Below are 14,431 nucleotides of genomic sequence, written 5' to 3' on the forward strand. Positions count from 1 at the left end.
CTCTGGCTTTTGTGTAGTGGGGGTTCCAGCATTTCTGGCAACCAATATCCTTTTCACCAATGTACCGCTTCGCTACCCATTTCGAACAATGTGGGCAAACGTACCATTCCCGTATCCTGCCCGTGTGGTGTCTGTTCGAATGATCCGCATAACGTCGTTTATTATCATATCGTAGCCATCTGCCAGTCGGAAGCCGTAAAGGGTTCCGCTCTCAGTCTGGCAGGTAAACCCAGCGCAATGGCGTAAATTAGCTAGGAATTGCATACCAATACGGGGTAAATCCGTTGTATAGCCGCGCGTTCTGTCTCTCACTTGCTGGCCTCCTGCGGATCGCTACGCCTCAGATTGCGAATGCGGAAAAATGAATACGAAATAATATGGATATTTTACCGTGAATTGCGCACCGCGTACCACATGAGGCCAGTAACGGCGTGGGTTTCATTTTACGCAGAATCACCTTCCCACGCCGTCAAAGATAACGCGCAAACTGCCATGTAGCCACGGCTACCAGGACGAACAGCGCCACCATAACAGCCCCGGTAATTTGCCTCCCGATACGGAAAAACCACCATGCAGCAAGCGCGATAACCGGAAGCGTAAAGGCGAGCCTGTACATAGATTTGTGTAATTGCCTGATTTTGATATGTTCAATCCAACATCAAAAACAGGTTAATTTATGGACGAAAAACAGTTGCAGGCCTTGGCTAACGAACGGGCCAAAAATCTCAAAACCCCTGACGATCTCAACCAGTTCGATCGCCTTCTGAAAACAATCAGCGTCGAGGTGGTGCTCAACGCCGAAATGACCCATCACCTCGGCTACGATAAAAATCAGCCTAAACCGGCAACCAACGCCCGCAACGGCTACACCCAAAAGACGGTTATCACTGGCGATGGCCCACTGGAGCTGCGCACTCCGCGCGATCGCGATAGTTCCTTTGAACCCCAGCTGGCGAAGAAGAACCAGACCCGGATCACCGGGATGGATATCCCTCCCCGTAAGGGGGCGGGGTACTGGTCAGGTGAATATGCAGACCGTAATCGTGCGGTTGCTAATCAGCGGCTGATCGGTAGCAATGCCCGGTGGAAATGGACAACAGATTACAACCGTCGCTCAATAGCCGAAACAGCCATGTACAGGGTAAAGCAGTTGTTCGGGGGGGCGCTGACGCTACGGGGCTACGACGGCGAGGTTGCAGAGGCTTTGGCCATGGTACCGTCGCACCGACTGCATGCCAGCTTCGGACGGACCGTTTCGATTATCCCCGCGCTGCGGGATCGTATTGTTCAGCGGGCCATGCTGATGGCGATGGAGCCGATCTGGGAAAGTGATTTTCATACGCTCTCGTATGGCTTCCGGACTGAATGCAGTGTCCATCACGCGATCCGCACGGTGAAGTTACAGCTCACCGACTGCGGGGAAACAAGGGGTCGCTGGGTTATTGAAGGTGACCTGTCCAGCTACTTCGACACAGTACATCACCGGCTACTGATGAAACCCGCTGTGGCGTACTGTCGGTATGCCGATGATTTCGTGCTTATCGTCAAAGGCACCAAAGCGCAGGCGGAAACCCTCAGAGAAGAGTGCCGAAGCGTACTTGAAGGCAGCCTGAAACTCAGGCTGAACATGGACAAGACTAGGATCACCCATGTTAATGACGGTTTTATCTTTCTGGGCCACAGGATGATCCGTAAACGCAGTCGCTACGGTGATTTGCGGGTGGTCTCGACGATCCCGAAGGAGAAAGCCAGAAACTTCGCTGCGTCACTAACAGCTTTGTTATCAGGTAATTACAGTGAAAGTAAAATTGATATGGTTGAGACACTCAACCGGAAACTGAAAGGCTGGGCTGCGTTCTATCTGTTCGTTGATTTTAAAGCCAAAGTATTCAGTTACATCGACAGAGTGGTGTTCTGGAAGCTGGCTCACTGGCTGGCCCGAAAATATCGTAAAGGTATTGCATACCTGATGAGGTGGTGGTGTAAATCACCGAAACCGGGTCAGAGTAAAACGTGGGTTTTATTTGGTAAAACCAACCACGGGAAGCTCAACGGTGAAGTACTTTATCGGTTGGTAGGGCAAGGCAAGAAGACGTTCCACTGGCGCTAACCAGAAGGTAACCCTTACCTGAGGACAGAAGTCAGAAACACATGGACATCACGCTTTACTGAAGTGGCAATGGCGTTCGCCAGTGTTTAAATAGAAAGCCGGATGCGCTGAAAGGTGCACGTCCGGTTCGGAGAGAAGAGGCAGGGAAATAGTCCGACTACGCCCTGCCTCTTACTCTACTCAGGACTCACGAAGGCTGGCTGTATCTGGCCGTGGTTGTTGATCTGTTCTCTCGCAAAATTATCGGCTGGTCAATGCAATCCCGGATGACAAAGGACATTGTCCTGAACGCACTGCTGATGGCTGTATGGCGGCGTAATCCGCAAAGACCGGTGCTGGTTCACTGGGACCAGGGCAGTCAGTACACAAGCCATGAGTGGCAGTCGTTCCTGAAATCACACGGCCTGGAAGGGAGTATGAGCCGTCGCGGTAACTGTCACGATAACGCGGTTGCAGAAAGCTTTTTCCAGTTACTGAAACGCGAGCGGATAAAGAAAAAGATCTACGGAACGCGGGAAGAAGCCCGCAGCGATATTTTTGATTACATCGAAATGTTTTATAACAGTAAGCGTCGGCATGGTTCGAGCAATCAGATGTCACCGACAGAATATGAAAAACAGTATTATCAACGGCTCGGAAGTGTCTAGATTATCCGTGGCGATTCACTGTTTTTGTCAAAATCAGTTGTGGAATAACACTTTCCAATTTGATATGTGAGTAAAATGTAGCTACAGTAAGTACGCAATGAAACGTATTGTTACATTAACACTAGTGATCATTGGAACTACTTACTTCGGAAGAAAATGAGAGCATGAGACTCGAGCCTCCCCTTGAACAAAAACGTGCTCCTGAGGCGCAACATCGCGAATGTCGTGATCGTCAAATCTGCGGCATGGTATGTTGCATACTGTTTCCAGCTCAAGGATGGTCTGCCAAAACACAACTAGGGAAGGTGCGAACAAGTTCCTGATATGAGATCATCATATTCATCCGGAGCGCATCCCAGAGGGACATCATGAGCCATCAACTCACCTTCGCCGATAGTGAATTCAGCACTAAGCGCCGTCAGACCCGAAAAGAGATTTTCCTCTCCCGCATGGAGCAGATTCTGCCATGGCAGAATATGACCGCTGTCATCAAGCCGTTTTATCCCAAGGCGGGCAATGGCCGACGGCCCTATCCGCTGGAGACCATGCTGCGTATTCACTGCATGCAGCATTGGTACAACCTGAGCGACGGTGCCATGGAAGATGCCCTGTACGAAATCGCCTCCATGCGCCTGTTTGCCCGATTATCCCTGGATAGCGCCCTCCCGGATCGCACCACCATCATGAATTTCCGCCACCTGCTCGAGCAGCATCAACTGGCCTGTCAATTGTTCAAGACCATCAATCGCTGGCTGGCCGAAGCAGGCGTCATGATGACCCAAGGCACTTTGGTGGATGCCACCATCATTGAGGCACCCAGCTCTACCAAGAACAAAGAGCAGCAACGCGATCCGGAGATGCATCAGACCAAGAAAGGCAATCAGTGGCACTTTGGCATGAAGGCCCACATTGGTGTCGATGCCAAGAGTGGCCTGACCCACAGCCTGGTCACCACCGCGGCCAACGAGCATGACCTCAATCAGCTGGCTAATCTGCTTCATGGAGAGGAGCAATTTGTCTCAGCCGATGCCGGCTACCAAGGAGCGCCACAGCGCGAGGAGCTGGCCGAGGTGGATGTGGACTGGCTGATCGCCGAGCGTCCCGGCAGGGTAAAAACCTTGAAGCAGCATCCGCGCAAGAACAAAACGGCCATCAACATCGAATACATGAAAGCCAGCATCCGTGCCAGGGTGGAGCACCCGTTTCGCATCATCAAGCGGCAGTTCGGCTTCGTGAAAGCCAGATACAAGGGGCTGCTGAAAAACGATAACCAACTGGCGATGTTATTCACCCTGGCCAACCTGTTTCGGATGGACCAAATGATACGTCAGTGGGAGAGATCTCACTAAAAACTGGGGATAACGCCTTAAATGGCGAAGAAACGGTCTAAATAGGCTGATTCAAGGCATTTACGGGAGAAAAAATCGGCTCAAACATGAAGAAATGAAATGACTGAGTCAGCCGAGAAGAATTTCCCCGCTTATTCGCACCTTCCCTAGACGAATCGCTACTGTCGTGCCCTGATATGTTGGGAAAAGAAATGGAAAACGCTGAAAGCATGCTGTATTTTCAGTCAGAATCGTTACCTAGAATAAAATACCATTGGGATAGGAACTAATAATGAACAGAATATATAAATTAATTTGGTCCAAATCACTTAATATCTGGGTTGTTTGTTCCGAATTTGGAAGAAAAACGAAATCATCAACCAAAGCATCAGTTTTATTTGGTGCGGGATTATGTTTAATACCAAGTGCCGGTTTTACTGCTACTTGTGGTGGATATACGGTCCCTGATAATGGATTTACTTGCACTTCTATTTCACAAACAAACACGCCGAATGGAGATTACGGTCTATTAAATAAATCATCTATTTATTACACTCCGGCAGGTGGAGCAGATGGTGGGTATGGAAAAAATTTCGTCCTTGAAAATCAAGACATAAATGTGACCAACGTAAAGTATACATCTGCAGGTGTATTACTGGGGGCCCGCGGTTATGATTCGGCGAATGTTCGTTATAATACATTGACGGGGGATAATTTAACGGTCATTGCAGATGGCATAAATGCTGGGACTAACTCTATTGCAGGATTAGGCGCTGGATTTGGAGGTAGTGTTTACTTTAATAATGTAAATTTAGAGTTTCAAAATGCAAACAATGGCGATATTAATGGTTTAATGGCTGGGCAGGCATATGGTGACCTTGGCAATGCTTCGTCTAACAGTAGAACAAATTATATTGAAATAAATAATAACTACACATTTAAAGCAACAAAATCTAGTTCAACAAATCAAAACCCAGTAACGGGGATTAGAGCTATTCAAAACAATGATGGTTATGGTTCGAGCAAAACAGGGGTTGGTCCGACTGCCCATGTCGTTATTAAGGGTGACTATAATGCTGATATTACATCAGCATACGGTAATGGTGTATATGTTTCAGGACAAGATTCAGCATCCAGACCTATGCCAACTGTAGAATTATTGGGCGATACATCAATTACACTACATGGTGGTGGTAATGCTTTACATATCGGTAAGAAAGATAGATTTGGCTCCATTAATCGCGATGGCTGGGGAGCAGGTCAAATCAACTTTGGTGAAAATTCAACAGTAAGCATAGATCAGTCCGATGCAAAAGGTGAAGCTATTGTCTTAACTTATGGTGGTTCGAGATTAGAAGCGGGTAAAACAAAATCATTTAAAGTACGCTCTAAAGACTCAGCTATTCGTGTCGGAAATGACTTTTTAACTAATTCTGTACAAAATTCAACTGCGGAGATTTCTGCCAATATTAATAATGCCGATTTCGCAATTTCAGATGACAGTTTGACTGCATCGCTACTCAGAATTGATAACAATCAAGCAGATGTGAAATTTGATTTCACTGGCGACAAAACTCAGTTGATTGCATCTAAATCTGGTTCTCTATTACAACTGGGTAACACATCGAATATCGACATGACGGTAAGCGAAGGAAAAATTCAGGGACTTACCGAAATGGGAACCGCATCATCAATTGACTTAACATTGAATGAAGGCGCTTTATGGCAACTGGCCAAAAAAGGCACGGAAACTCAGTCAACATTCACTACTTTAGCATTGAACGATTCGGTTTTAAATGGTTTTGATGTTGATGAAGCAAACTGGGGAACGTCTGAGTTTACACTGAAAGGCCAAAGCATTAATTCAAATAATGGTGTGATTAATCTGGATAATGGAAAAGTTGGTGATTTACTGACTTTAGAAGCTAACTATAACGGTAGTGGGAATGCCATTGTAAAAATGAATACTATCTGGAATGCTCCAGGTAATGAAGATGGTTCAAATTCATCATCTGATGTGTTAAGAATTAAAGGTACTGCAACGGGTATGACTACCGTCATGCCTGTAGGTACTACGGGCACACTCAATTTAATTGATGGGAATGTGACTCAAATTCAAAAAATAATTAATACTGTACCTGTTATCTATGTTGAACAATCAGGAAGTCAATCTTTCCAGGGAAGTGCCCGAACGACTGGCATATCTGAAGTCCAGTTAGCCATGAGAAATAACCAATCAACCAATGTCGATGAATACTATTGGACAGCAAAAGCAAAAGATGTGGATGTAGATATTTATAACCCTGAAACATCCGGTTACGTACAGATGCCGGTGGCAAATATGGAGTTGGGTTATACAACCCTTGCAACATTACATGAACGTCGTGGAGAAAATCAAACGTTAGCATGGGATGAATGTGGAACATGTGTTAATGGTAATGATGGACAAAGCTGGGGGCGTATTGCTGGAGGTCATTTAGATTTAGAGGGTAAAAACCGTTTTAACGTAAGTGGCGAACAATACCTGATACAATTAGGGCATGATTTCATCGTTAGTGAAAATATAGAAAAGCAAACTCGTAATCATACCGGTGCCTATATATCTTATGGGCGTAGCAATATGGATTTTGAAGACCGTTACAGGGCCATTGATGGAAAGGTTGTCGGTAATAAATTCACAGGTAATGGAAAAACCGATGCCTTTAGCCTGGGGTTATACAACACTTACTATGATAAAAATGGTTCGTATTTAGATTTAGTCGGTCAGGTTTCTCATTTACGAAATACGTATAATGCGGATGGATTAGCAGAGGTAAAACAAAACGGCTTTAGCGCAATACTTTCATCTGAAGTTGGTCGACCATATGCATTAACGAAACACAAAGAAAATGAGTCTGGCTGGATGATTGAGCCGCAAGCTCAATTAGTCTATCAGTATTTGGATCTGAGTTCATTTAATGACGGCATCCGTCATGTTGATCAAAATGACCAGCATGGTTTACGGGGACGCCTAGGTGTTCGTTTAGCTCATAATAGTGAAGCTCAAGACTTAAGAACAAATACAGTGTATTTAACAGCCAATTTATTACACGATTTCCTTGATCAAAAAAATATAGATATTGGCTCAGATAGCATACATGAGAAATATAATAACACCTGGGGATCGGTTGGGGTTGGTGTTCAACTACCAATAAGCCAGCATGGCTACGTCTATGCTGACGGGCGTTATGAACATTCATTTACATCAGATAAACGTGAATCATACAAAGGAACGGTCGGCCTTAAGTTTACTTGGAAATAAAAATGGCTTGTTTTTTTAAAAAGGCTCCATTAATAATGGACATAAAAGGCTATAAAATGAAAAAATATTTTTTTATTATATTAAGTTCATTGTTTTTAACTGCATGCGCAGGAAATGTTAATCATAGCTGGTGCCCTTCGGTTGAGGAAGTTAAGGCACAGGCACCGATTGCATATGAAAATCAGACTATTCAACTTTCCGCCGACGCATTGTTTAAATTCAATAAGGCTGGAATTAATGATTTATTACCAAAAGGTAGAACTGAGCTTGATGATTTAATTTTTAGATTAAAAAGTAACTATGTGACCGTAAAACAAATCGATATTACGGGGCATACTGATCGTTTAGGATCAGACCTGTATAATATGCAATTAGGAATGGAGCGCGCTGAAACAGTACGTAAATACTTAGTTAACAATGACATACAGGCAACTTTAAATATATCAAGCCAGGGAAAAAGGCAACCAATAACAACTTCTTGCACGGCTAAAGATGGACTGGAAACATTAAAGGCATGCTTACAACCAGATAGAAGAATTGAGGTGAGGGTAATAGGGATTAAAATAAATCAGGGACACATTAAATAACATTTCATTAGAAGGTTATTTGTTAATAAATACAGCCACACCATGGTGTGGCTGTATTTAAGTTAAAGTTAAGTCTCACTTTTTTCTGTAGCATAAGTATTCGTTGCTGGACAGCCCCAATTTGTTCTATTCCCTATTTGGCGATGATTCTGGCTGATTGATAGTGTTTTATATTCATATAATGCCCAATAACTTTGTAATCTCACGGGGAACTCATATTGACAGAATTATTTTGGCTAATTTCGGTGAGTCGAGCGTCTCAGATTTCAGAGCAGGTACTGACTCCGGTTGAAGCCCCGTGGAGTATGGCTTCGCCACGATCCCTGTGTCGGGTGTTGCACACCTGACGGCAGGTTTTTGGCGGATCGGTCCGTTATTCGCTGAACCTGTATGCCGGGAACGGCAGTAACTCATCCAGCCGATCCTCCTGATGTAGCCCCCCTGAAACACCAGACAGTAGCTGTATCTCCAGATAAGAGATAGGCTTGAATATATGTCTAACACTAACGCTAATTTTGAGATAACCGGGATCCTTTTAGGGCAAGAAGTCCGTAAACGTAAGACTCCTCAGGAGAAAATCGCCATTATCCAGCAGACGATAGAGCCCGGCATGAATGTCTCCCACGTCGCACGCCTGCACGGTATTTAGCCCAGCCTGCTGTTCAAGTGGAAGAAGCAATATCAAGAAGGCAGTCTCACCGCCGTAGCAGCCGGAGAGGAAGTCGTTCCTGCTTCAGAGCTCACTGCTGCGCTGAAGCAGGTCCGGGAGCTCCAGCGCCTTCTGGGCAAGAAGACGATGGAAGTTGAGACCCTGAAAGAAGCCGTGGAGTATGGTCAGTCGCGAAAATGGATAGCGCACGCGCCCTTGTTGCCAAAGGACAAGAAATAGCCCAGGTCAGCCGCACCATGGGCGTGTCGCGTGCGCAGTTATCACTACGGGTTCACCGTTCTGCTGACTGGCAGAACGGTCGCCTCCTCCGGCGAGACGAGGAAGCGGACGCTGAGGTCCTGTCACGCATCCTCGGTATCATCAGCGATATGCCCGGTTATGGCTATCGCCGGGTGTGGGGCATCCCGCGTAAGCAACGTCGCGATGAAGGACTTCCCCCGGTCAATGCCAAACGGGTTTACCGTGTGATGAACGAGCATAATCTGTTGTTGCTGCATGACAAACCACAACGGCCTCAGCGCAAGCATAATGGTAAAATCGCGGTAGCAGAGAGCAACCAGCGCTGGTGCTCAGACGGCTTCGAGTTCGGGTGTGACGACGGCGAAAAGCTGCGAGTGACGTTCGCGCTGGACTGCTGCGACAGAGAGGCCATAGACTGGGCAGCGAGCACTGGCGGCGATGGCAGCGTAACCGTGCAGGACGTGATGCTGGGAGCGGTGGAGAAGCGCTTCGGAGCAATACTCCCGGACAAGCCGGTATCAGTGTAAGCGTCAAGTCACTGCCGCCTGTGATTCCAGTCCCGGGATCGCTAGCTTAGAGCTCCGTCTAATTTAGAAGGAGTTCTGTTCATGGAAAATGCTGCCAACTGGCGAACTGAATCGCGTACCGTCTATTCCAGTGACTTCAAACTTCGGATGGTCGAACTGGCTTCACGACCAGATGCCAACGTCGCACAACTGGCGCGGGAACATGGCGTTGATAATAATCTCATTTTTAAGTGGCTACGCCTCTGGCAGAGAGAGGGGCGAATCTCTCGTCGAATGCCTGCAACTATCGTGGGGCCGGTGGTACCTCAATCTCTTCCGGCTTCTCCGACTCTGTTGTCCGTCGACGTTATCAACGACCCGTTGCCCGCCGCAGAGAATGACACTCTGTGTACGTTCTCCTCCGCTCACGCCAGCGCCACTTCCTGTCATGTTGAGTTCCGCCACGGCAAAATGACGCTGGAGAACCCGTCGTCAGAGTTGCTGACTGTGCTGATCCGTGAATTGACCGGGAGGACACAATGATATCCCTCCCGTCAGGCACCCGCATCTGGCTGGTCGCCGGGGACACGGATATGCGTAAATCCTTCAACGGGCTGGGCGAACAGATACACCACGTTCTGGATGAGGATCCCTTCTCCGGCCATCTGTTTATCTTCCGGGGACGCCGTGGCGATACCGTGAAAATACTTTGGGCTGATGCTGATGGTCTGTGCCTGTTTATCAAACGCCTGGAAGAGGGACAGTTCGTCTGGCCTGCTGTACGCGACGGCAAAATCGCGATCACCCGCTCACAACTTGCCATGCTCCTTGATAAGCTGGACTGGCGCCAGCCAAAAATATCCCGCCTTAACTCACTGACAATGTTGTAAAAAAATCATAACCGCATTATAAAAGCGGTTATGAATCACGACTATCTCGCCCGTATCGCTGCGCTGGAAGACGCGCTTCGCCAGAAAGACAGTCAGCTCAGTCTCGTTGCAGAGACTGAGTCGTTCCTGCGTTCTGCACTGGCCCGCGCAGAAGAGAAAATAGAGAACGAAGAGCGTGAGATAGAGCATCTGCGGGCACAGATAGAAAAACTGCGTCGAATGTTGTTCGGTACCCGCTCCGAAAAACTTCGCCGACAGGTTGAAGAAGCCGAAGCCCTGCTGAAACAGCAGGAGCAGCAAAGCGATCGCTACAACGGACGGGAAGACGATCCGCAGGTACCTCGCCAGTTACGTCAGTCCCGCCATCGTCGCCCGTTACCGGCACACCTTCCCCGCGAGATACATCGGCTGGATCCTGCGGAAACCAGCTGTCCGGAATGCGGCAGCGGTATGGCGTACCTCAGCGAAGTCAGCGTGGAGCAGCTGGAACTGGTCTCCAGCGCCCTGAAAGTGATCCGCACGGTCAGGGTGAAAAAGGCCTGCACCCGATGTGACTGTATCGTTGAAGCACCTGCGCCATCACGTCCCATCGATCGGGGTATCGCCGGGCCGGGTCTGCTGGCCCGCGTGTTAACGGCCAAATACTGCGAACACCTGCCGCTGTATCGCCAGTGCGAAATCTTTGCCCGTCAGGGCGTGGATCTGAGCCGGGCTCTGCTCTCCAACTGGGTGGATGCATGTTGCCGGTTAATGGCCCCGCTGGATGAGGCCCTTTACCACTACGTGATGGACTGCCACAAACTGCATACGGATGACACTCCGGTTCCGGTGCTTGCACCGGGCAGAAAGAAGACGAAAACCGGGCGTATCTGGACGTATGTACGTGACGACAGAAGCGCAGGTTCATCAGATCCGCCAGCGGCATGGTTCGCCTTCTCGCCAGACCGGCAGGGAAAACATCCTCAGCAACACCTTCGCCACTATCATGGTGTGCTGCAGGCGGATGCCTTCGCAGGCTACGATCGGTTGTTCAGTCCGGAACGTGAAGGAGGGCCGCTGACAGAAGCCGCATGTTGGGCCCATGCCCGCCGAAAAATCCATGATGTCTATATAAGCACTCACACAGCGACAGCAGAAGAAGCCCTGAAACGTATCGGTGAGCTGTACGCGATAGAAGAAGAAATACGCGGCCTCACGACAGAAGAGCGTCTGGCAGCCAGACAATCGCAAAGCAAACCACTGCTGGCATCGCTGCATGAATGGCTGGTAGAAAAAAATGAGACGCTGTCGAAAAAGTCCCGTCTGGGCGAAGCGTTCGCTTATGTCCTGAACCAGTGGGATGCGCTGTGCTACTACTGTGAAGATGGCCTGGCAGAGCCTGATAACAACGCTGCCGAACGAGCCCTTCGTGCCGTCTGTCTTGGGAAAAAGAATTTTATCTTCTTCGGCAGCGACCACGGTGGTGAGCGCGGAGCCCTGCTGTACGGACTGATCGGGACGTGCAGGCTGAATGGTATCGATCCGGAAGCCTACCTTCGCCATATCCTGAGCGTACTGCCGGAGTGGCCCAGCAACAAAGTGGCCGAACTGCTGCCATGGAACGTGGTTCTTACCGATAAATAACCGTCAATACGGTGCTCACTTAACGCTTACGTATCAGTCAGCAAAATGAGGATATCCTCAGACTGGAAAGCATACCAGGTATCGGGCCATTGAGCGCTTCCGCCCTGACGGTAGCGCTGGGCGACAGCACTGATTTTCAGAATGGCCGCCACTTTGCCAGCTATCGGAGCCTGATTCCGAAAGAACACAGCAGTGGCGGCAAAGTCAGACTACTTGGGATAACGAAGCGTGGAGACGGTTATCTGCGCGGCTTGCTTATCCATGGTGCCCGCCCAGTGATTTACCGGGTCATCAACCTTCCGGAAGAGCGGTGTGGGGGGCTTCAGCGATGGCTGAAAGGTATTATTGCCCGGAGCGACGTGAATAAGGCCGTTGTGGCGCTGGCGAACAAAAATGCCCGAATAGCCTGGGCGCTTGTAAACCAGAAAACAGAGTATATGACTAAGTAACTAACTGATATTAATAAGTCCAAAGAGTTGATGTGCTGACAGGTAGAACCGACTCTCTGTGAACCTGGTAAATAGCTGGGCTGTAGCAAGCCATGGAGCTAATGAGGCCAGAGAGTACGGATGTTCATCAGGGTTCACGAAGCCGGATATATGTGTGTGGCTACTTTGTCAGAAAAAGGTCTGCCCGTGCTTGCATCGGAGAGATGTCCATATAAGCTATTTTGGTTTGACACGGAAAGTCATATCAGCGTTAAGATAACCGTTTAGCAGAGTTAGCCCGTCAGCTGATCAGGGAACGAAGAGAGTAATTGGATTAATATGCAACATCAATACGTCTCATCATCTAGAATTAAATCAATTGGTTATGACAGAAAACAAAAGATTCTTGAAATAGAATTCTTCGATTTAGGTGTCTATCAATATGTAGGCGTCCCCCTGAATACTTACGAAACATTTTTAAACGTAAAGTCTAAAGGCCGCTTTTTTGATGGAGTGATTGAAGGTAAATTCCTCTGTCGAAAAATGAGGTGATCATCATCAGTACAGCACTTTGGAAAGTTTGTTGTTTACAAAATGAGCGCAAATGACATACCATTTGACATGTAGGAAGTCGCGAGACTGGCTTTGTGTACGTTTATCAAATAATTTTGATAGCCCGCGCTCTGTTGCGGGTTTTTTTACAAAAAAACGGCTTTGTTAAATCAGATTTGGGATAGGTTGCCCTGCAGTCGGTTGTTATTGTCAGGCAATACGCACGCTTTCCGGCACTCCAGCCTTTGTTATTTTGTTCAGCGTACGCACCATGGTCAGAGTCTCTGCTACCGGCTGATGCGGTCAGGAACGCGTGGAACATCGATCAGCGATTCGCGGGTGAATTAGCGATTGATCACCGTGCGAATATGCAGGTGGAACAAATCACATCGGTGTGCCCGGTTAGCACATCGGGTTCAGTAACATTTTTCACGACCATTATTTCTCTCCTTTGTAGTCAGGAAAACGCCAACTGATCAGGGCTGGCGTTTCAGTTCATTTTTCGTCCACATCATCGCCTGTCTGAAGTGCTGGCCTTCGGATGCTGTCCCCGGGTAATGGCCGTCATCTCTTTATAAGTGCCATGATTCATCAGCCCCGTTGCTTTTCTGGCCCGGAGGATATCAATGGCCGTAATAAATGGGGACAGCGGCATGATGCTGACGTCTGGCCGGTCAGTCTGGACCAGTTCATATTTTTCGACAATAAAATTCAGAGCATCAGCCAGCGAGATACCGGCATCAATATGCTGCTGAATCCCCCGTTCATCGCTGAACGGCGTATCATTAAGTCTGAGAGCATAATGTTGCTCTAGGAGGTGCCTACCACGGACCGCAGCAAACTAACATTTGGCACTCTTACTGGTTACTATCGCATCAGTCACATCTTTCGATGCGAATTTTAAGGCTCGATTAAATGCAATAACAGTTACTGGCTTTTCCTTAAACTTGACCCTGTTAGAGTGACTCTGGAAAATATAGATATCATCAGGATATCTTTCCCTGCGCCTCTGTATGAGTTCGCAGATCAGGGGAGGAGCCTCTATCTGCGTCCTTTTAAATCTCTCACCCTTTTCCAGAACCAGATATTTTCCGTCAAAGCCCCTATGTTTTAGGCTAATAACCTGGCCAACACTAACGGGTACGAGGCAAAGAAAAACCCATAAATCAGACCATGTATCACTGATATCTTTAAGCTTATGAGTTATTAGTGCGACTTCTTTGGTGGTAAGTTGATTCATCTGGTAGTTCATTCTGAAGTGGTTCCTTGGACTGACCCCATGACAGTAGACATTTCCTGTCCTCACGACGAGGCCTGTTCGAAGGCCTCCGGACTGACGCCGCCGAGATGACTGTGGCGTCGGGACCGGTTATAGAAGACTTCAATGTAATCGAAGATATCGGCCCGGGCCAGATCCCAGGTTTTATAGATGCGTTTTCTGATCCGTTCTTTTTTCAGTGAACTGAAGAACGACTCGGCCACCGCATTGACGCTCCTATGTCAAGAGCGGGCGATTGGCATATGCCAGGTCCGATTAAGTGGGATACTT

Annotated in this window: 8 protein-coding genes and 8 pseudogenes; 13 read left to right on the top strand and 3 right to left on the bottom strand. The window is 48.0% G+C overall.

Going from position 1 to position 14,431, the window contains the following annotated elements; all coding sequences use genetic code 11:
* Positions 1–676: 676 nt before the first annotated feature.
* The 13 genes and pseudogenes from MY052_RS03655 to MY052_RS03715 form a co-directional block, all read left to right on the top strand.
* Positions 677–988, top strand: a pseudogene (locus tag MY052_RS03655) (transposase); the annotation flags it as partial.
* Positions 989–1,216 (top strand): annotated as a pseudogene (locus tag MY052_RS03660) (transposase); the annotation flags it as partial.
* Between the two features lie 45 nt (positions 1,217–1,261).
* Positions 1,262–2,200 (top strand): annotated as a pseudogene (locus tag MY052_RS03665) (group II intron maturase-specific domain-containing protein); the annotation flags it as partial.
* An 80-nt stretch (positions 2,201–2,280) separates the two neighbouring features.
* Positions 2,281–2,757, top strand: a pseudogene (locus MY052_RS03670) (IS3 family transposase); the annotation flags it as partial.
* Between the two features lie 368 nt (positions 2,758–3,125).
* Positions 3,126–4,106: an IS5-like element ISKpn26 family transposase gene (locus MY052_RS03675; RefSeq protein WP_248538220.1), complete on the top strand. Its 981-nt coding sequence runs from the start codon at positions 3,126–3,128 to the stop codon at positions 4,104–4,106.
* Between the two features lie 271 nt (positions 4,107–4,377).
* On the top strand, positions 4,378–7,386 hold the full coding sequence (locus MY052_RS03680) for an autotransporter outer membrane beta-barrel domain-containing protein (protein WP_248538221.1): 3,009 nt from the start codon (positions 4,378–4,380) through the stop codon (positions 7,384–7,386).
* A gap of 2 nt (positions 7,387–7,388) precedes the next feature.
* A complete protein-coding gene (locus tag MY052_RS03685; protein WP_248538222.1) occupies positions 7,389–7,973 on the top strand; it encodes an OmpA family protein in 585 nt (194 codons plus the stop codon).
* Positions 7,974–8,493: 520 nt separating this feature from the next.
* Positions 8,494–9,401, top strand: a pseudogene (locus tag MY052_RS03690) (IS3 family transposase); the annotation flags it as partial.
* 90 nt (positions 9,402–9,491) lie between these two features.
* Positions 9,492–9,932: a transposase gene (locus tag MY052_RS03695; protein WP_004189163.1), complete on the top strand. Its 441-nt coding sequence runs from the start codon at positions 9,492–9,494 to the stop codon at positions 9,930–9,932.
* Complete coding sequence (tnpB, locus tag MY052_RS03700) at positions 9,929–10,279, top strand: IS66 family insertion sequence element accessory protein TnpB (protein WP_127791836.1); 351 nt, start codon at positions 9,929–9,931, stop codon at positions 10,277–10,279. Before MY052_RS03695 ends, tnpB begins: the two co-directional genes overlap by 4 nt.
* Positions 10,280–10,309: 30 nt before the next feature.
* Entirely contained in the window at positions 10,310–11,902 is a 1,593-nt protein-coding gene (locus tag MY052_RS03705; RefSeq protein ID WP_004902302.1) for an IS66-like element ISKox1 family transposase, read from the top strand.
* Positions 11,903–11,934: 32 nt separating this feature from the next.
* Positions 11,935–12,351: pseudogene (locus MY052_RS03710) on the top strand (transposase); the annotation flags it as partial.
* A 318-nt stretch (positions 12,352–12,669) separates the two neighbouring features.
* Entirely contained in the window at positions 12,670–12,882 is a 213-nt protein-coding gene (locus tag MY052_RS03715) for a KTSC domain-containing protein (RefSeq protein ID WP_248538224.1), read from the top strand.
* A 511-nt stretch (positions 12,883–13,393) separates the two neighbouring features.
* Here MY052_RS03715 and MY052_RS03725 read toward each other — a convergent pair.
* From MY052_RS03725 to MY052_RS03735, 3 genes and pseudogenes are all read right to left on the bottom strand, one after another.
* Positions 13,394–13,699 (bottom strand): annotated as a pseudogene (locus tag MY052_RS03725) (TA system toxin CbtA family protein); the annotation flags it as partial.
* Positions 13,700–13,723: 24 nt separating this feature from the next.
* Entirely contained in the window at positions 13,724–14,134 is a 411-nt protein-coding gene (locus tag MY052_RS03730) for a hypothetical protein (RefSeq protein ID WP_248538225.1), read from the bottom strand.
* 50 nt (positions 14,135–14,184) lie between these two features.
* Positions 14,185–14,370: pseudogene (locus MY052_RS03735) on the bottom strand (IS3 family transposase); the annotation flags it as partial.
* Positions 14,371–14,431 lie beyond the last annotated feature (61 nt).

This window comes from Kluyvera ascorbata (assembly GCF_023195735.1).
In the GTDB taxonomy this organism is placed as follows: Bacteria; Pseudomonadota; Gammaproteobacteria; order Enterobacterales; family Enterobacteriaceae; genus Kluyvera; species Kluyvera ascorbata.